Raw genomic sequence first — 18,936 nt, 5'->3', positions numbered from 1 at the left:
TGCACCGGGACGCCAGCGTGCTGGCATCCCGGTGTTATTGCATTGGCCGTGCGTATGCTTCATCTCAGAACTTGTAGCGTGCGCCGACGTAGTACTGGCGACCGGTGACGGTGTAGCGATCGGACATCTGCAGCGCCGAGTCCACGTAGCGCTGGTCCGGCGTGTCGAGCAGGTTGATCGCCTCGAAGGTCAGCGACAGCTTCTTGTTGACCTTGTACGACATGTTGAAGTCGACGTTGCGCACGCTGTTCTTGCCGGTCACGTCCGGTGTTGCGAACTGGTTGCCGTCCAGGTCCCAGACGCTTTCCTGGCTGAGGATCTCCCCGATGTAGCCGTCTCGGTAGCTGGTGGATACGCGTGCGCTGAACTTGCCATCGTCATAGTACAAAGTGGCGTTGTACGAATTCGGCGACAGGTTGACCAGGTCGTTGTCGGTGAAGGTGGTGGTGATGCTGGTATTGCTGTTGCCGGCCGAGCTGAACATGTATTTGATGCTCGACTCGACGTGCGTGTAGTTGAGCTGGATGCCGAACTTGCTCCAGATGCCGGGCAGGAAGGTAAACGGCTGCTGGTAGCTCAACTCGTAGCCCTTCAGCGGGCCGCCCGGGGTGTTGTAGTAGCTCTGCACGTTGAACACGGTGTCGGCGGTGAAGCCAGCCGGCAGCAGGTCCAGCGAGTAGCCCATGTCGCCCCAGGTGGTCAGCAGGCGGGTGCGCTGCACGTAGCTGTCGATGTCCTTGTAGAACAATGCAGCCGACAACAGGCCGCCATCACCGAAGTACCACTCCGCGCTCAGGTCGTAGTTGGTCGAGCGGAACGGATCGAGCTTGGGATTGCCAAGGTTGATCGCGAACACACGGCCATCATCGAAGTAACCGGTAGGGCCGCCGCTGACGCTGGGTGACAGGTATGCCAGGGTCGGTCGTGCCATGGTCTTGGCCGCGCCGAAACGCAGCACCACGTTCTCGGCCACGTCCCAGGCCAGGTTCAAGGATGGCAGCACGTCCTGGTAGCTGTGGTTGACCACCGAGCGCACCAGCGAACGTTCACCCGCGGCAGCCGTCGCGCTGGCGACACCGAAGAACGATTCGCAGTTGGCCGAGTTGTTGCCCGATGTGGCTGCGTTGCACGGCGCCCAGCCCGAGGCGCTGATCTGGGTATTGACCACGCGCACACCGAGGTTGCCGCGGAGGGCGCGGTCCCACAGCTCGGTGTTGAAGTCCAATTGCAGGTAGCCGCCGAGGCTGCGCTCATTGACCTCGAAGTTGTTGTTGGAAGCGCCGAAGTGGCCGATGCCGGCCAGACGGTAATCGCCACCCTGCACGCCGGTATCGCAATTGCAGTTGATGTTGAGCAGCTCGGCGATCTTGCCGAAATCCGGTATCAGCCAACCGCTGGGCACATTACCGGACAGGTTCTTGCCGAAGCCGGTCAGTGTGGTGCTCAGGTCCCCGACGGTGACGCCCGCCGGCAAGGCCTGGGCCAGGCGGCCGTAGCTGATGTGGCGGTACTCCTCCGACTCCATGTCGTAGTCCTTGTAGGCAAGGCCGGTACGCAGGGTGAAGGTCGGATTGATGTTGAACTGCAGGTCGATCTTGGCGGTATCGAAGGCGTTGTTGACGTAGCTCGGGTTCAAGCGCACTTCGCTGATGTTGCTGCCGCGTGCGGTGCCATTGCTGTTGACCGGCACTGCACCGTAACCAAGCCACGACCATGCCGCCGGGTCGTTCAAGGCGAAGGGCAGGGTCATGTTCGGCATGTCGCCGCCGTTGCGCATGTCCATCACGAAGCCATCGACATTGCTGTTGTCGAAGCTCACCAGCGAGAACACCGGGCGCTCGTAATCCGAGCTGGAGTGGCCGAGCACAGCCTCCAGCTTCACTGCGTCGTTGAAATGATGCTCAAGGTTCAAGCTGTATTGCTGGAAGGTGGTCGATTCCTCGATCAGGCTCGATTCGGTGCGGAAATCGACGTTGTCAAACACGCCGTAGACCAGGCGGTTCTGCGCATCCACTTCGGCCTCGCGCACCACGATCTGGGTCTTGCCACCGAGGTTGGCGGCGCGGTGCAGGTTGGCGCCGATGGAATCTTCGCGCTGCTCCTTGTCCAGCTTCGAATACATCGCATCGAAACTGAGCAAGGTGTCATCGGAAACGCGGAACTGGAACGCGCCGGTTACACCCAGCCGCTCGATCTCATGCGCGGTGCGGATATAGCGCGGGTAGCGCGGAATCCAGGCATTGGTCGCGGTCTCGTAGGCGGCGATGTTCTCCGGCGTATTGGCCGGGCGCGGCAGACCGTTGCCGCAATGGGTGGCACTGATGCCATAGCTGCCCCAGCCGTTGTTGCGGTCCTGGTTGGCCTGGCTGCCACTGCCGGCCGGGGTTTCATTCGAGGCCGGATTACGTGGCGTCTGCGGGTTGTAGCCCACCGGCGAACAGAAGCCGTAGGTGCCGTTGTTGGCGGCGGTGGACTGGTTGGAGTTGCGGTGGTTGCCGTGCTCCCAACGCACCGGGTTGTAGCCTTCCTCGTAGACGTTGCGCTTGCTGTACGAGCCCGACAGCAAGGCGCCGAAGCGGCCATCGGCCCAGGTATTGCTGATCAGGCCGGAGAAACGCGGATCGAATTTTTCCGCCAGCTCGCCGTAACCGGCCTGCGCCGAGGCCGAGGCCTGGAAGCCAGCGAAGTCGAACGGACGCGAACCACGCAGGTCGACGGTCGAACCCAGCGAGCCCTCATCCATCTGCGCCGACTGGGTCTTGTTGACCTTGACCTGGCTGAAGAGTTCGGAGGCGAAGGTATTGAAATCGAAGCCTCGACTGCGATTGACGCCACTGCTGCCGTTGCCGGCGGTGGCCAATGCTTCCAGGCCGTTGAGGCGCACGCGGGTGAAATCCGCGCCCAGGCCACGGATCGAGATGCGCTGGCCTTCGCCGCCTTCGCGATCAATCGATACGCCGGCGATGCGCTGCAGCGACTCGGCAAGATTCTGGTCGGGGAATTTGCCGATGTCCTCGGCGAAGATCGCGTCCACCTGTTCGGTGGTGTAACGCTTCTCGTCCAGCGATTTCTGCAGGCTCTGGCGGTAGCCAGTGACATTCACTGCATCCAGCTGGGTGGCCTCGGCGGCCGCAGGTGCGGACTGGGCGAAGGCGAGGGGAGCAGTCAAAACCGAAGCAATGGCGGTTGCCAACAAGGTAACCGGTGTCTTTCCAAAACGGCGCTTACGATCCATGCGGTGGGCTCCTTCCCCGGACGGGGAATCAAGCGGACTGGAAGGGGTGTGGGGATATCCCTGGCGAGTGATTCAGACGTGCTGTCGGGCCGTTGCGGCCGCACGTGGACAGCCGTCAGGCCATGGGTCGACCATGGCCTGCGGTGAGTGAAAGAGCAGGGCCGGAGCTGCGGAGAGAGTGCGCTCCGGTCCCCGCCAAACAGCGGCTATCAGAACTTGTAACGCAGGCCCAGGGTGAACTGGCGACCGGTCTCGCTGTATTCCAGCGGCAGCGACAACGACGGGTTGGACACCCACGATTCCTGTGCTTCGTTGGTCAGGTTGGCGCCTTCCAGGCTGATTTCCAGCTGATCGCTGATGCGGTAGTGGATCGACGCATCGAGGAAGGTGGTGCCGCTCTGGCCGTGCACGCCTAGGCCTGCGCTGTCGAAGCCGACTTCGGTGCCCGGCACCTGGATCAGGTAATCATCGCGGTTGGTTGCCGACACGCGGCCCGACCAGTTGGTCCCTTCGTAGAACAGGGTGGCGTTCCAGGAATTGCGCGACAGGCCGGTCAGGTCGGCCTTCTGTGCCATCACGCCGGTGGAGGTCACGTACTGGATCTTCGAGTCAACGTAGGTGTAGTTCAGCTGGGTGCCGAAGTTGGCCCACTTGCCCGGCAGGAAGGTGAAGGGCTGGGTGTAGTTGAACTCGACGCCGGTCAGGTCACCACCGGGGGTGTTGACCGGGGTGCTGAACACGAACTCGTCATTGACGGTCGCGTTGAGGTTGTCGAGCAGGCTCGCCGGCAGGCCGCTGGTCGAATACACGCGGCTTTCGCGGGTTGCCTGGATGAAGCTCTCGATGTCCTTGTAGAACAGGCCGACGCCCACCATCGCACCTTCGGAGAAGTACCACTCAAAGCCGAGGTCGGCGGTCTTGGCGCGGATCGGGTCCAGGGTCGGGTTGCCGCCGCTGACGGTGCGCGCACTGCCGCTGACGCTGACGGTGACGCCCGGGGTCAGGCTGCCCAGGCCCGGACGCGACATCACCTTGGCGGCGCCGAAGCGGATCAGGAAGTCGGGGGTGATTTCCGCCACCACGTTCAAGGACGGCAGGAAGTCGTTGTACTCACGGCTGACCGTGGTGCTGACCGGCGTGCCGCTGGCCGTGGCGATACCGGTCGAGGTCTGCTTGGTCTTGACGTAGCGCCCGCCGATGTTGCCGCTGAACGGAATCGAGCCGATGTCGAAACCGAACTTGCCCATCAACCAACCACCGCGGTCCTGCTCCTGCACGCTGCGGATGCTGGCGGCGTAGTCGGCCAACGCATAGATGCCTTCGCCGCTGAGCACACCGAACTCATTGGCGATGCCGTTGAAGTTCGGTACCACCCACTTGCCGGGCGAACCGGACATGCCGTTGAGGCTGGCCAGCTCGGTCATGTTGACCGGGACGATCTTGCTGCCATTGCTGAAGTTCGGCACGGTGGTTTCGTTGCCGACGCGACGGCGCTCCATTGAATCGAAGCTGAAATTCTTGGCCTGGATACCACCTTCCAGGGTGAAGGACGGACCGATCAGCCAGGAGAACTCCAGCTGGCCGTTGTCGAAATCATTGGTGACGTAGTTCTGGCGCAGACGGATGGTGGACAGCGTCCAACCGGTGGGATCGGTCGGGCTGACGCCGTAGTTGAAGACCGGCTTGTTCGGGTTGCCACGGTAGTCGTAGCTGTAACCGTCGACGTTGAGCTTGTCCATCATGATGGTGGCCTGGATCGGGTTCTCATGCTTGGAGCGCGAGGTACCCACCTTGCCGGTGATGGTGAAGTTGTCGGTCAGGCGGTGTTCGCCGTCCAGGCTGAGCTGGTAGAACTCGGTGGTCCATTCGTCGTGGCGGTTTTCCGCGCGGATATCGACGTTGTCCATTTCCGCATAGACCAGTGCGCCATTACGCACTTCGCCGTTCTTGACGATGATCTCTCGCTTGCCCAGTGCATCGGACTTGCTCAGTCCATTGGCCTCGATGTACTTCTCATCGCGCTTGGCATCGATCTTGGAGTACAGCGCATCCAGGCTGAAGGTGGTGCGGTCGCTGGGCTTGAACTGCAGCGCACCGGTCACGCCCAGACGCTTCTGGTCATGTTCCGTCAACGTGTAACGCGGGAAGCGCGGCGAGTACACGTCCGACTTCAAGGCATCCTTGAACGGCGAGGCAGCATTGAAACCACCATTGGTGGTGCCGCCAGCCCAACGCACGGTGCCGCTGCCTTCCTCAACCGTTTCACGCTCGGAGTAGGCAACCGACAGCAGCGCGCCGAACTTGCCATCGGCCCAGCTGTTGGCGATCAAACCGGCAAAGCGCGGCATCGCCGATTCGGAGGCATCGTTGTACGAGGCCTGCACGTTGGTGACGATGGTCAGGCCGTCATAGTCGAACGGACGCGCAGTGCGCAGGTCGACGGTGGCGCCAAGCGAACCTTCCTCGACATCAGCCGATGCGGTCTTGCGCGCGATCAGCTGGGTGAACAGGTCGGCGGCGAACACATTGAAATCGAAACCGCGACCACGGTTGGTGCCGCCCTGGCCGTCGCTGCTGCCGACGGTGCTCAGTGCTTCCAGACCATTGATACGCACGCGGGTGAAGTCCGGGCCCAGGCCACGCACCGAGATGTTGCGGCCTTCGCCGCCATCACGGGTGATCACCACGCCGGGAATGCGCTGCAGCGACTCGGCCAGGTTGCTGTCCGGGAACTTGCCGATGTCCTCGGCGACGATGGCGTCGACAATGCCGGCTTCGCCGCGCTTGATGTCCAGCGCCTTCTCCACGCTGGCGCGGTAACCGGTGACGGTCACTGCATCCAGTTCGGTGGCAGCGGTGCCGCCGGTGGCCGGCGCGGACGCATCCTGGGCCATGGCAACGCCTGCCTGCAGCGCCAAACTGATCCCCAACGCGAGCAAGGTAACCGGTGTCTTTTTCTGCGAGTTACTTGGTTTCATGTGCTTCCCCTCTCCAAGGTTTGCAAGCGATGCAGTGGCTCCGGCTTGTGCTTTGCGCTGGATGACACCGCTGGTCAAAACGGAAAGTAACAGCTGTGTGGAGAGGGAGCATCTTGCAGTGCAGCAGGACTCAAACAGGGCGGAAACCATTGTCTGATGGACATGAGGGGACGGTAACACGGGCAGCCGGAGGGACAGTGGCGAGCAAATGACACCGATAGTCAATCAACCGTGCCATGATGCGCGCCGATCGACGAGGAGACAGGAATGGCGATGATTTCCCCCCGTGTTGTCTGTTTTGGTGAGCTGCTGCTGCGCCTGGGCGCGCCCGGCAATCAACTGCTGCTGCAGTCGCCCACGCTGGACGTGCATGCCGGCGGTGCCGAGGCCAATGTCGGCGTGTCGCTGGCGCACTTCGGCCACGACGTGGCGATGATCAGCGTGGTTGCCGACAACCCGCTGGGTGCGGCGGTAGCCGGTGAACTGCGCCGTCACGGCGTCGACACCTCGCGCGTGCGCCGCAGCGATGGCCGCATGGGCCTGTACTTCCTGACCACCGGCGCCGGCCACCGGCCCAGCGAAGTGGTCTATGACCGCGCCGACTCCGCCTTTGCCAGCGCCCGTGCCGACAGCTATGACTGGCCGGCGCTGCTGCAGGGCGCGCAGTGGCTGCACCTGTCCGGGGTCAGTCCTGCCCTCGGCCTGGAAGCCGCGCAGGCGACCCTGGCCGCCGCGCGCGCCGCCAACGAGCGCGGCATCAAGGTGTCCTTCGACGGCAACTTCCGGCCCAAGCTGTGGGAACGCTGGGGCGGCGACGCCAAGGCGATCCTGCGCGACCTGTTCGACTGCGCGCACATCGTGTTTGCCGACTACCGCGACATCGGTGTGGTGCTGGGCGGCGAATTCCACCAGCCCGAACCGCAGGCGCGCGTCGATGCTGCCGCGGCAATGGCATTCGCCGCGTTCCCGCGCCTGCAGTACATGGCCTGCACGCAGCGCACCGCGCACAGCGTCGGCCACCACTCGCTGGGCGCGATGCTGCTGGGCCGTGATGGCACCCGTGCATTGGCACCCGCCGAAGAGCTGACCGATATCGTCGACCGCATCGGCGGCGGCGACGCGTTTGCAGCCGGCGTGCTGCACGGCCTGATCGAAGGCATGGATGCGGAAACCACGATCCGCTTCGGCCTCGCCGCTGGCTGCCTGAAGCATTCCATTCCCGGTGATTTCAACCCAGTCGGCGTTGCCGACGTCATGGCCCTGATGGGCGAAGGAAAGTTCGATGTCCGGCGCTGATCCGCGCGTACGCGCAGTGCTCAAACTGGCCCCGGTGATTCCGGTGTTCACCCCCGACAATGTCGACGATGCGGTGCAGGTCGCGCAGGCCCTGTTCAACGGCGGACTGCCGGTGATCGAAGTCACCCTGCGCACCGCAAACGCGATGGATGCGATCAAGGCCATGGTTGAGGCCGTGCCGGATGCAGTGGTTGGTGCCGGCACCGTGCTGACCCCGGCGCAGATGGAGAAGCTGAAGTCGGTGGGCGGTCGTTTTGCGGTGTCGCCGGGCGCTACCGACACGCTGTATGCAGCGGCGCGCGATACCGATCTGCCGTTCCTGCCCGGCGTTGCGACTTCATCCGAACTGATGCGCGGTTTGGAGCAGGGGCTGGATACGTTCAAGTTCTTCCCGGCTGTGCAGGCTGGCGGTGTGGGCATGTTGTCCGCCTGGAATGGCCCGTTTGGTGACGTGCGCTTCTGCCCGACCGGTGGCATCAGCGCGCAGACTGCTTCGCAGTTCCTGCATCTGCCGAATGTGCTGTGCGTAGGTGGCTCGTGGTTGACCACGCGTGAGCTGCTGCAGGCGCGTGATTGGGCGGGGATTGAGAAGCTGGCGCGGGCTGCGGCTGTTTTGCCGGGTTGATGCTGGGATTGGGGATTGGGGATTCGATCAAGATCAAAAGCTTACCCCTCCCCAGCCCTCCCCTTGCCTTCGGCAAAGGGAGGGGGCTGAAGCTGCAGTTGCGCAGGATGCTGCAAGCCGCCGGAAATACCCCCTCCCTTTCGCGCAGCGAAGGGGAGGGCCGGGGAGGGGTGCTGTTGCTGTTGCTGTTGCTGTTGCTCAGCTTTAAAGCTTCAACCGCCGATACAAGGTGCTGCGGTTAACCCCAAGTCGCTTCGCCGCAAGACTCACATTGCCATCGCAGGCCGCCAAGGTCTGCCGCATCACATCCAAGGCCAGTTCCTGCAGGCTGCCATCCACCACCGGCTCGGCAGCAACGCGTCGCGCAGCCTGATGCAGGTACTCCGGCAGCAATTCCCTATCAATCACCGCACCCGGCTCGGTCAACGCCACCAGGGTGCGCAGGCACGCCGCAAGCTGGCGCAGATTGCCCGGCCAGTCGTACGCGACCAGCGCACGCTCCGCCTCCACACTCAGCACTCGCCCCTGCGCCAACGGCTGCCACATCGCCTGCAGCAGCTGTGCGCGGTCCTGCGCCTCACGCAGCGGTGACAGCCGCATCACGTGATCGGCGATGCGGTAGTACAGATCCGAACGGAAGCGACCTTCGTCCATCGCCTGCTGCAGATCGCAGTGGGTGGCGCAGATCAGCATGAAGTCGAGCTTGACCGGTTTTCCGCCACCCAGCGGTGACAGCTCGCGATCCTGCAACACGCGCAGCAGGCGCGGCTGCAGTGCCAGCGGCATGTCGCCGATTTCATCGAGGAACAACACGCCACCCTGCGCCTGCCGCAGCAGGCCCTGGCTGCCTTGTCGGCGCGCGCCGGTGAAGGCGCCTTCCTCGTAACCGAACAGCTCGGCTTCAATCAGTCCTTCCGGCAGGGCTGCACAGTTCACCGCAACGAAGGGTTTGCCGCTGCGGCTGCCTTGTGCATGCAGCGCGCGTGCCGCCACTTCCTTGCCGGTGCCGGTTTCGCCCTGCAGCAGTACCGGCAGGCCCGCTTCCAACACGCGGCCGGCACGCAGCAGTTGTTCGCGCTGGGTGGCATCGAACACCACGGCAGGTGCAGCGACCGTGCTTGGCATCGGTCGTGACAGCGGTGGCGCGGCGCTGGTTGACCGCGTGCGGGATGCAGGTACTGGTGCATCCAGCTGGCCATGCAGCACCCGACCGCTGCGATCCTGCAACATGCCTTCATCGCGCATCCGCGACAGCGGCATCTCGAAAAGTGCTTCATACGACGCGCGGCCGATGTCGCCACGCTCCAGGCCGAACAGGTGCAGGCCGACGCCATTGGCTGCGACCAGGCGACCATTGCGGAAACCGAGCACGGCTTCGCCCGCAGTACCCAGCAAGGTGCGGTCATGGTGCAGGCGCAAAAGTTCGCAATCGCCCAGGCCGTTCTCGAAGAAGCGGTGCTCGATGCGGTTGGCGGCCAACCGCGCCAGGCCCATCGCATGCATCTGCTGCACGCTGGCAGGCCCGCTGATGTCGAGTACGCCGGCCAATTGCCCGTGCGGATCGTGGATGGGCATGGCCGAGCAGCTGAGGATGCCGTGCGGTGCGTAGAAGTGTTCGCCGCCGCGCACCTCAACCGCGCGGCCCTCGACGATCGCGGTACCGATCGCATTGGTGCCGACGGCTGACTCGCTCCAGCACACGCCCGGCATCAAGGCCACGCGTCCAGCCTTGTCGAGGAAGCCAGCGCTGCCCTCGGCATTGAGGATCCAGCCGCTCTCATCGGTAAGCAGCACGATGCTGCCGGTGCTGGCGGTGTGTGCGGCCAAGCCATCCAGTTCAGCGCGCGCCAATCGCCACAAGCGTTCATGGCGCTCGCGCAGTTCGCGCAGGTTGTGCCCGGGCAGGGGTTCCAGCGCAGGCTCGGCATCCACCAGCAGGCCGCTGCGCTGGCAGCGCCGCCAGGACTGCAGGATGGTGTCGGGCACGGTGCCCACGGGCGTGGTGCCGCGCTCGAAGAACGAGCGGCGGGCGTTGCCCACGCGATGTTGCAGTGCCAGTGCCATGAGCGCTCCTGTGTCGCATTTTGCGACAGCTGTTCAAACCACTGTTCCGATTAACACCACACCCGGACGGGCGCTGCAATCACCTGCCGTTTCGCAGCGCAGCAAATCTGCGCGTGGATTTCCGCCGCCAGTGGATTTTCATCGTGTCGCAACGCAACAGGCGGAACTTGGCATCGCTCTTGCGCCTGTTGTAGCCACCGCCACACACGCGGCCCACACACCGCTGAACCGGAGATTCCACAGATGAACGCAGTCCTGTCCGCCAAACCGCATGCCACCGAACCGCAGTCCCTGTTCAAAGCCCGCTATGGCAACTACATCGGCGGTGAATGGGTGACCCCGCGCAGTGGCCAGTATTTCGACAACACCACGCCGGTCACCGGCAAGGTCTTCACCCAGGTGGCGCGCTCAAACGCCGAAGACGTGGAGCTGGCGCTGGACGCCGCGCACGCAGCCAAAGACGCCTGGGGCAAGCGTTCGACCACCGAGCGCGCCAACATCCTCAACCGCATTGCTGATCGCATCGAGGAAAACCTCGAGCTGATTGCCCATGCCGAAACCTGGGACAACGGCAAGCCGATCCGCGAGACGCTCAACGCCGACGTGCCGTTGATGGCCGATCATTTCCGTTACTTCGCCGGTGCCCTGCGCGCGCAGGAAGGCAGCCTGTCACAGATCGACAACGACACCGTGGCCTATCACTTCCACGAGCCGCTGGGCGTGGTCGGGCAGATCATCCCGTGGAACTTCCCGCTGCTGATGGCGGCGTGGAAGCTGGCACCGGCACTGGCCGCCGGCAACTGCGTGGTACTGAAGCCAGCCGAGCAGACCCCGGCCTCGATCCTGGTGTTGATGGAAGTGATCGGCGACCTGCTGCCGCCGGGCGTGCTCAATATCGTCAACGGCTTCGGCCTGGAAGCCGGCAAGCCGCTGGCCAGCAGCCCGCGCATCTCCAAGATCGCCTTCACCGGCGAGACCAGCACCGGTCGGCTGATCATGCAGTACGCCAGCCAGAACCTGATCCCGGTGACGCTGGAGCTGGGCGGCAAGTCACCGAACATCTTCTTCGCCGACGTGATGGCCGAGGACGATGATTTCCTCGACAAGGCGGTGGAAGGCTTCGTGATGTTCGCCTTCAACCAGGGCGAGGTCTGTACGTGCCCGTCGCGGGTGCTGATCCAGGAGTCGATCTACGAGAAGTTCATCGAGCGCGCCCTGGCGCGGGTAGCGGCGATCAAGCAGGGCAATCCGCTGGACCCGAACACCATGGTGGGCGCGCAGGCCTCGCAGGAGCAGTTGCAGAAGATCCTGTCCTATATCGAGATCGGCAAGGCCGAGGGCGCCGAAGTGCTGATCGGTGGCGAGCAGAACCAGCTCGGTGGCGATCTGGCCGATGGCTTCTATGTGAAGCCGACGGTGTTCAAGGGCCACAACAAGATGCGCGTGTTCCAGGAAGAGATCTTCGGGCCGGTGGTGTCGGTGACCACCTTCAAGACCGAAGAGGAAGCGCTGGAGATCGCCAACGACACCTTGTACGGCCTCGGTGCCGGCCTGTGGAGCCGCGATGCTTCACGCCTGTACCGCATGGGCCGTGCGATACAGGCCGGGCGGGTGTGGACCAACTGCTATCACGCCTATCCGGCACATGCCGCGTTCGGTGGCTACAAGCAGTCGGGCATCGGCCGCGAGAACCACAAGATGATGCTCGACCATTACCAGCAGACCAAGAACCTGCTGGTCAGCTACTCGCCGAAAAAGCTGGGCTTCTTCTGAACCTAGAGCGGATCCGCCCGGCCGCAACTGGCCGGGCGTGATCTGGATCAAGGCGCCAGGCCTGGCTTGGCGCCAAGCTGGACTTATCCCCCGCAAAGGAGATCGATTGATGGACAAGACGATGAAGGCGGCCGTGGTCCGCGAATTCGGCAAGCCGCTGGTGATTGAAGAAGTAACCGTGCCGCGTCCGGCCGCGGGCGACATCCTGGTCAAGATCGAGGCCTGTGGCGTCTGCCACACCGACCTGCACGCCGCCGAAGGCGACTGGCCGGTGAAGCCCAATCCCCCGTTCATTCCCGGCCACGAAGGCGTCGGCCATGTCGTTGCGGTCGGTGCAGGCATTACCCACATCAAGGAAGGCGACCGCGTCGGCATTCCGTGGCTGTATTCGGCCTGTGGCTATTGCGAGCACTGTCTGGGCGGCTGGGAAACCCTGTGCGAAGCGCAGCAGAACAGCGGCTATTCGGTGAACGGCGGCTTCGCCGAGTACGCGTTGGCCAACGCCAACTACGTCGGCCTGCTGCCCAAGGAAGTGGGTTTCGTCGAGATCGCGCCAATCCTGTGCGCGGGTGTCACCGTCTACAAGGGCTTGAAGGTCACCGACACCAAGCCCGGCGACTGGGTGGCGATCTCAGGTATCGGCGGCCTCGGCCACATGGCGGTGCAGTACGCCAAGGCGATGGGCTTGAACGTGGCCGCGGTGGATATCGACGACAACAAGCTGGCCCTGGCCAAGCGCTTGGGTGCCAGCATCACCGTCAATGCCCGCAACACTGATCCGGCGGCCTTCCTGAAGAAGGAAATCGGCGGCGCGCATGGCGCGCTGGTGACGGCGGTATCGCCCAAGGCCTTCGAACAGGCACTGGGCATGGTGCGGCGTGGCGGCACGGTGTCCTTGAACGGCCTGCCACCGGGTGACTTCCCGCTGGACATCTTCGGCATGGTGCTCAACGGCATCACCGTGCGTGGCTCCATCGTTGGCACTCGCCTGGACCTGCAGGAATCGCTGCAGTTCGCTGCCGATGGCAAGGTCGCCGCGACGGTGAGCACCGACAAGCTGGAGAACATCAACGACGTGTTCAAGCGCATGCATGCAGGTGCGATTGAAGGGCGCGTGGTGTTGGACTTCAACGCCTGATCGCAACCGGCCAGCACATCCGCACCTCCCCCGGGGTGTGCTGGCTGGATTGCTTTTGAGGGTTTTGGTTTTGGCTTTGGCTGTGGCTTTCCTCCTCTCCCCTTGCGGGAGAGGATGCCGAAGCCAGGAGAGGGGAAGCGGCGAAGCCGCTAGGCTCACGCACAGTCAGGTTGCATACCAGTCGGTAGCGAGGCATTACTAGCTTCGCGGCTTACGCCGCTCCTACAAAAAGCAGGAGTGCCGAAGGCAGGAGAGGGTGCGGCGAAGCCGCAAGAGCTCATGCACCTCCAGATTACATACCCATCGGTAGCCAAGCATTGCCAGCTTCGCGACTGACGCCGCTCCTACAAAAGCTTCCCCACGTTTCGACTAGCGTGCATGCACCGCTGCCACCGGCATGCGGTCCAGCGCCAGCCATGCGTCTTCGACCAGATCCCGTACCTGTTCCCAGCGCAGCCGCGAGCCGCCGCGTGCCTGTTCCCAATGCTCGGCCAGCTCGACGTCGGTATCACCGCTGCCACGTGGCCAGTCCGCCGCATGTGTGGCCAGCGCGAACGCATAAGCCGGCTGCAGATCCAGCCAGCCACGCGCGCCACGACGGCGCCGCGCATAGTCATCCAGGCTGTACTGCACGAAATCCTGCGCCACTTCGTCAGCCGCATGTTGGCTGCGCCTGAGCCGGCCGCGACGCATCAGCGTGGGATCGGCGGCAAACAAGGTTGGCGCAGCGGGATGCTCGATGCGATCGGGGCGGTACATGGCACAACCCTCCCAGTTGGGCGCTCACAGATACGCCCGGTGCTGTTAGGTGGGGGTGAGCGGGGTGTTTAGATGGTTGTTGGGCTGGGTGCGACGGCAAAGCAGAGGCGGACGCAAAAGCAAAAGCACCCCTCCCCAGCCCTCCCCTTGCCTGCGGCAAAGGGAGGGGGCAAGGGCGCGCGCTCAGCTTGCGGTGAAGCCGCTCACCGCGCCCATTGCCACTGCAGGCCAAGGGTGAAGCCACGGTCCGGGCCTGGCTCGTAATAGCGCTGGTTGCCGTCATTGACGATCACCGAGCCGATGTAGCGCTGGTCCAGCAGGTTATCCACACGGGCGAAGGCGCGCAGCGGCCCGCGTGTGGTGGCCCATTGCCGCGCCATCTCCAGGTTCAGCAGGGCATAGCCGGCTGCGTTGGCGCTGCCCAGATCGTTCGCGCCGATGTCGCTGGCGGCCACCACTTCGGCCGCCCACTGCCACGGCCCCGGCTGCCATTGCCAGCGTGCGAACAACTGCTGGCGTGGCACGCCCGGCAATCTGGTGCCGCCCGCCACCAGATTGTTTGGCTGGGTGCAGGGCGAGGGCAGGCCGGTGCAGGTCAGGTAGGCATCCCGCACGCTGGCCTGCAGCCAGGTATAGGCCAGCTGCAGCTGCTGGTCGGTGGCAATCGGCTGCTGCCAGCTCAGCTCGACACCTTGCCGCCGGGTCGCGCCGATGTTGCGGTAGCTGCTGCGGCCGCCGTTGTTGGTCGCCACCGCCAGCTCGTCGTCGCTGTCGGCACGGAACAAGGCCAGCTCCAGCCGCGCACCGCTCTGCGCCCGCCATTTGCTGCCGATCTCGTAATTGCGGGTGCTGCCGGCGGCCAGATCCAGCGCCAAGCCGGCGCCGCCATCGGCGCGGTAGCCCAGCTCGTTGAAGGTCGGCGTTTCAAAACCGCGCCCGGCCGAGGCATAAAAACGCAGATCATCGCTGGCACGGAACACCAGGCCCGCCACCGGTGTGGTCGCCGAGTAATCACGGCTGCCGCTGTCGTCGGGGTTGCTGGCAGTGACGTAGCGGTCGCGCGAACGGAACTGCACTTCGCTATGGCGCGCACCCAGCAATGCCGACCAGCGCGGGCTGAACTGCCACCAGGCCTGCGCGAACTGGTCGATGTTCTGCACGCGGTCGTTCTGGTCGCGGCGCAGCCGGCCCTTGATACCCAAGGTGCTGCCAATGAAGTTCTCATAGCCGGTGCGGTGCTGCTGCTGCCGGTCGGCATTTGCACCGATCACCAGCTCCAGCGGCTTGCCGCCCAGTTGCCCATGCCAGGCCCAGCGCGCGTCCACGCCGCCGTAATCGCTGTCCAGGTCGATCACCCCGCCCGAGTGCAGGGGACTGTTCTGCGGCCCCGGCGGGATCGCCAGGAACTGCTCCACCGCGCGCTGCCCGGCATAGCCCATCAACCGCCAGGCCTGTTGATCACGCTCGGCGCTGTAGACCGCACCGAGCTGTGTCTGCCGCACCGACTTGCGGGTGTTGTACTGGGTGGCGACAGCGGTGGCCTGACGCGGGTTCTCGCGCACCTGCTCGCGACTCAGGCCCAAGGGGTCCTGCGCATGCGGTGCATCAAAGCCGTTGAACAGCAGTTCCAGTCGCTGGCCGGCCGCCAGATCAAAGCCCAGCCGCGCATTCACCGATTCACGCCGGGCCGTGCTGTGCTCGCGCCAGCCGTCGGTACGGAAATGGTTGGCTGCCACGTTGTAGTGCATGGCCCCGGCCAGCCCTTTGAGCTGCACACCGGTGCTGGAGCTGCCATTGCTGCCGTAACTGCTGCGCAGCCGCCACGGATCGCCGTCCTGCCCGTCCGTGCTCCACAGCTGCAGCACGCCGCCGGAGGAATTGCCGTACAGCGCCGAGAACGGCCCGCGCAGCACCTCCACTTGGTCGGCGCCGAACGCGTTGAAGTGCGAGAGCTGGCCCTGGCCATCGGGCATGGTCGCCGGCACTCCATCGAGCAGCAGCCGCACCCCGCGCACGCCGAAGGTGGAGCGGGCACCAAAGCCGCGCAGCGACAATTGGGTGTCCTGTGCAAGGTTCTGCCGATCCCGTGCCAGCAGCCCGGGCACCGCGCCCAACACTTCGGACAGCTGCGCGCCACGGCCATTGCCGTCGGCGTCCAGCGCCAGCGTGGTGCTGGAAGCGGGCAGGTCGAAATCATCCACCGCGTGGACCTTGGCGGCCTGGACCTGCACCCGATCCAGCGTTGCGGTGGGCAACTCGTCGGCCAGCGCCGGCAATGCCAGCATCAGCCCGAAAAACGCCAAAAAACGATTACAAGTACGCATCCGGCCATCATCTCCGATCCACGCAGGCAGCGTCATCGCCCCGCGCGCTGAAGTTCCAGCTGAAACCCTACGGCCACGGGGCTCCAGCCCTGTTACGATGATGCGGTTCTGAGCGCGCTTTTGCTGCATCCCGCGCCAAACACCCCCACTCCCCGCCACTGATACGAGTATCGCCGTGTCCTTCTTTGCAAACGTCGAACAGGTTCCTGGTGACCCGATTCTGGGTCTGACCGAGGCTTACAACGCTGACAGCCGCACCACCAAGGTCAATCTTGGCGTGGGCATCTACTACGACGAGAGCGGCCGCATTCCGCTGCTGCGCGCCGTCAAGCAGATCGAGCAGACGCTTGCCGCCGAGGCCAAACCGCGCGGTTACCTGCCGATCGACGGGCTGCCGGCCTACACCCAGGCCACCCAGAAGCTGGTGTTCGGCGAAGCGTCGGACCTGCTGGCCGCTGGCCGCGTCGCGACCTCGCAGACCGTTGGCGGCAGCGGTGCGCTGCGCGTCGGCGCCGACCTGCTGAAGCGCCTGCTGCCGCACGCCACCATCGCCATCAGCAACCCGAGCTGGGAAAACCACCGCGCCGTGTTCGGCGCCGCCGGTTTCGACGTGGTCGACTACACCTATTACGACAACGCCGCGCATGGCCTGGATTTCGCCGGCATGCTGGCCGACCTGCAGAAGCTGCAGCCGGGCACCGTGGTGTTGCTGCACGCCTGCTGCCACAACCCGACCGGCGCCGACCTGAGCACCGAGCAGTGGAAGCAGGTTGCCGCGTTGATGAAGGACCGCCAGCTGTTCCCCTTCATCGACATGGCCTACCAGGGCTTCGACAAGGGCATCACCGAGGACGGCCAGGCCGTGCGCATCGTCGCCGATGCCGGTATCGACAGCTTCATCGTCGCCAACTCGTACTCCAAGTCGTTCTCGCTGTACGGCGAGCGCGTCGGTGCGTTGTCTGTGGTGGGCCCGGACGCGACCTCGACCAAGGCCGTGCAGTCGCAGGTCAAGCGCATCATCCGCACCATCTACTCCAGCCCGTCCACCCACGGCGCCGCGCTTGTCGCCGGCGTGCTGAACAGTGGCGAGCTGCGTGGCGTATGGGAAGCCGAGCTGACCGAAATGCGCGAGCGCATCCACGCCCTGCGTGCCGGCATGGTGCAGAAGCTGGCCGCCCTGGGCGCGCCGGAATTCGGCTTCATCCAGCAGCAGGCCGGCATGTTCTCGTACTCGGGCCTGAGCAAGGCGCAGGTAGACAAGCTGCGTGACGACTACGGCATCTACGCCGTCGGCACCGGCCGCATCTGCGTTGCCGCGCTGAGCCAGAACAACCTGGACTACGTGGCAAAGGCGGTTTACGACGTCAGCCGCGGCTGATTGATCGTTGCTGCTGATGTGATGAAAAGCCCGGGGAAACCCGGGCTTTTTTGTGGGCTGTGGGTTGTGGATAAGGTTGTGGAGTGGGGGTTCGGAGGCCTCGGGGCCTCGGGGCTTAAGGGCTAAAAAGCACCCCTCCCCAACCCTCCCCTGCGCGTAGCGCAAGGGAGGGGGCAAGAGCTGCGGTTGCGCAAGATGGTGCCGACCTGCAGGAACAGCCCCCTCCCTTGCGCTACGCGCAGGGGAGGGTTGGGGAGGGGTGCTCCTGCTCCTGCTCCTGCTTTTGCTTTTGCTCCAGCTTCAACACCTGTATGTGGCGGCCTCCAATCCACCCACGCAGTGCATGAAAAGCAGCCTGTGGATAACGCCACTACCCACGGACTTATCCACATCTCATTCCCAAAGGAAATTATCCCCAAACGCTTGTGGATAACCTCGATCGAGCCCGCTATTACGGGCTTTTCCCTTCCCAAAGCGTCCACTTGGCGCGTCAGTCCGCAAGCGTTGTCCACTTTTGTCCACAGACTTGCCGAAATGCAGGCGCTCGCGATATGGCGCGCTTTCCAGCGAGCTTACCGCTGCTCCAGCGATGCCAACGGCTTCATCGCCTCGGCCAAGGGCTTGTAGACCAGGCCCAGGTAATACATCTGCCCGCGCGGGTCCGGAATGATGGTGTTGGTCATGCTGATCACCGTGTCATCGATGATCCATTTGACGTGCAGCGTCACCAGCTCATTCTTCGGCCGACGGCTGGTTTCGTTTATCTCGCTGGGCTCACCGTGGCGCTGGGCCAGCACCCGCTTCACCCGGTTGTAGCGGAACTCGGCACCTTCCCCCTTGCGGATCTGCGCATTGGTGACGGTAGCGCCGCGATCCAGGTAAATGGTGTTCAGGGTCTTGCCTTCACCGCCCATGTTGAAGACCACCAGGAAGGTGATGCCGTCGATCGTGTAGTCCTCGACATACGGGCTGTCACAGGCGCCCTTCCTGTCGGTGCCGGTCTCTGCCTGGCGCTGCGCGTCGCTGCAGGGGAGCAACTTCAGCTTGTCGCCGAAGACCTCGCGGAGCTGTGCCTCGGTGGCTCCCCATTGCAGGCCTTCAAACAGGGAAGGGGCCGCCAGGGCCACACTTGTCCACAGGCTCAGCGCGGCGCCGGCCGCCAACTTGAGTGCGGTGTGGCGCCAGGATCTGGAAACTACATTCATCACGCAGGTTCTTCCTTGAAACAGAGGTAGTCCGGCAGTTTGACGAAATACCACGCTGCCGGCGACCCGCTCGCGGATGACCAGTTCTGTCCTGAACAGGACAACTCCAAGCCATCAGCTCGTAAAAGAACGGACAACCCGCGACAATAGCGCCCCTTTCG

At 64.1% G+C, this 18,936-nt stretch carries 11 protein-coding genes; 5 read left to right on the top strand and 6 right to left on the bottom strand.

Annotation, left to right across the window (positions count from 1 at the left end):
• Positions 1 to 64: 64 nt before the first annotated feature.
• A complete protein-coding gene (locus tag Q5Z11_RS00170; RefSeq protein ID WP_303748151.1) occupies positions 65 to 3,235 on the bottom strand; it encodes a TonB-dependent receptor in 3,171 nt (1,056 codons plus the stop codon).
• Between the two features lie 209 nt (positions 3,236 to 3,444).
• A complete protein-coding gene (locus Q5Z11_RS00165) occupies positions 3,445 to 6,213 on the bottom strand; it encodes a TonB-dependent receptor (RefSeq protein WP_303748150.1) in 2,769 nt (922 codons plus the stop codon).
• Between the two features lie 273 nt (positions 6,214 to 6,486).
• On the opposite strand from Q5Z11_RS00165, the gene Q5Z11_RS00160 reads away from it, so the two are divergent.
• Together Q5Z11_RS00160 and eda are read left to right on the top strand one after the other, a co-directional pair.
• Positions 6,487 to 7,509 (top strand): sugar kinase, encoded by a 1,023-nt coding sequence (locus Q5Z11_RS00160; protein ID WP_303748149.1) that lies wholly within the window; start codon positions 6,487 to 6,489, stop codon positions 7,507 to 7,509.
• Positions 7,496 to 8,134 (top strand): bifunctional 4-hydroxy-2-oxoglutarate aldolase/2-dehydro-3-deoxy-phosphogluconate aldolase, encoded by a 639-nt coding sequence (eda, locus tag Q5Z11_RS00155; protein ID WP_303748148.1) that lies wholly within the window; start codon positions 7,496 to 7,498, stop codon positions 8,132 to 8,134. The genes Q5Z11_RS00160 and eda overlap by 14 nt, the downstream gene beginning before the upstream one ends.
• Positions 8,135 to 8,338: 204 nt before the next feature.
• Here eda and Q5Z11_RS00150 read toward each other — a convergent pair whose 3' ends face one another.
• Entirely contained in the window at positions 8,339 to 10,198 is a 1,860-nt protein-coding gene (locus Q5Z11_RS00150) for a sigma-54-dependent Fis family transcriptional regulator (protein ID WP_303748147.1), read from the bottom strand.
• Positions 10,199 to 10,441: 243 nt separating this feature from the next.
• Here Q5Z11_RS00150 and adh point away from each other — a divergent pair, with 243 nt between their 5' ends.
• Both adh and adhP read left to right on the top strand, forming a co-directional pair.
• The gene (gene adh, locus Q5Z11_RS00145) at positions 10,442 to 11,971 is read left to right on the top strand and encodes an aldehyde dehydrogenase (RefSeq protein WP_303748146.1); all 1,530 of its coding nucleotides are present in this window, start codon (positions 10,442 to 10,444) and stop codon (positions 11,969 to 11,971) included.
• 109 nt (positions 11,972 to 12,080) lie between these two features.
• The gene (adhP, locus tag Q5Z11_RS00140; protein WP_303748145.1) at positions 12,081 to 13,109 is read left to right on the top strand and encodes an alcohol dehydrogenase AdhP; all 1,029 of its coding nucleotides are present in this window, start codon (positions 12,081 to 12,083) and stop codon (positions 13,107 to 13,109) included.
• A gap of 369 nt (positions 13,110 to 13,478) precedes the next feature.
• On the opposite strand, the gene Q5Z11_RS00135 is transcribed toward adhP, so the two are convergent.
• Positions 13,479 to 13,802, bottom strand: a complete 324-nt coding sequence (locus Q5Z11_RS00135) for a hypothetical protein (protein ID WP_303750102.1) — start codon at positions 13,800 to 13,802, stop codon at positions 13,479 to 13,481.
• A gap of 269 nt (positions 13,803 to 14,071) precedes the next feature.
• Positions 14,072 to 16,192, bottom strand: a complete 2,121-nt coding sequence (locus tag Q5Z11_RS00130; protein ID WP_405051632.1) for a TonB-dependent receptor family protein — start codon at positions 16,190 to 16,192, stop codon at positions 14,072 to 14,074.
• A 175-nt stretch (positions 16,193 to 16,367) separates the two neighbouring features.
• Here Q5Z11_RS00130 and Q5Z11_RS00125 point away from each other — a divergent pair, with 175 nt between their 5' ends.
• The gene (locus tag Q5Z11_RS00125) at positions 16,368 to 17,570 is read left to right on the top strand and encodes an amino acid aminotransferase (protein ID WP_282269220.1); all 1,203 of its coding nucleotides are present in this window, start codon (positions 16,368 to 16,370) and stop codon (positions 17,568 to 17,570) included.
• A 572-nt stretch (positions 17,571 to 18,142) separates the two neighbouring features.
• On the opposite strand, the gene Q5Z11_RS00120 is transcribed toward Q5Z11_RS00125, so the two are convergent.
• Positions 18,143 to 18,775 (bottom strand): hypothetical protein, encoded by a 633-nt coding sequence (locus Q5Z11_RS00120; RefSeq protein ID WP_303748144.1) that lies wholly within the window; start codon positions 18,773 to 18,775, stop codon positions 18,143 to 18,145.
• Between the last annotated feature and the right edge of the window lie 161 nt (positions 18,776 to 18,936).

It is taken from the genome of Stenotrophomonas sp. 610A2 (assembly GCF_030549615.1).
Taxonomy (GTDB): domain Bacteria; phylum Pseudomonadota; class Gammaproteobacteria; order Xanthomonadales; family Xanthomonadaceae; genus Stenotrophomonas; species Stenotrophomonas pigmentata.
Note: the sequence above shows the minus strand (reverse complement) of the source record. Positions and strands in the feature narration are given on the sequence as shown.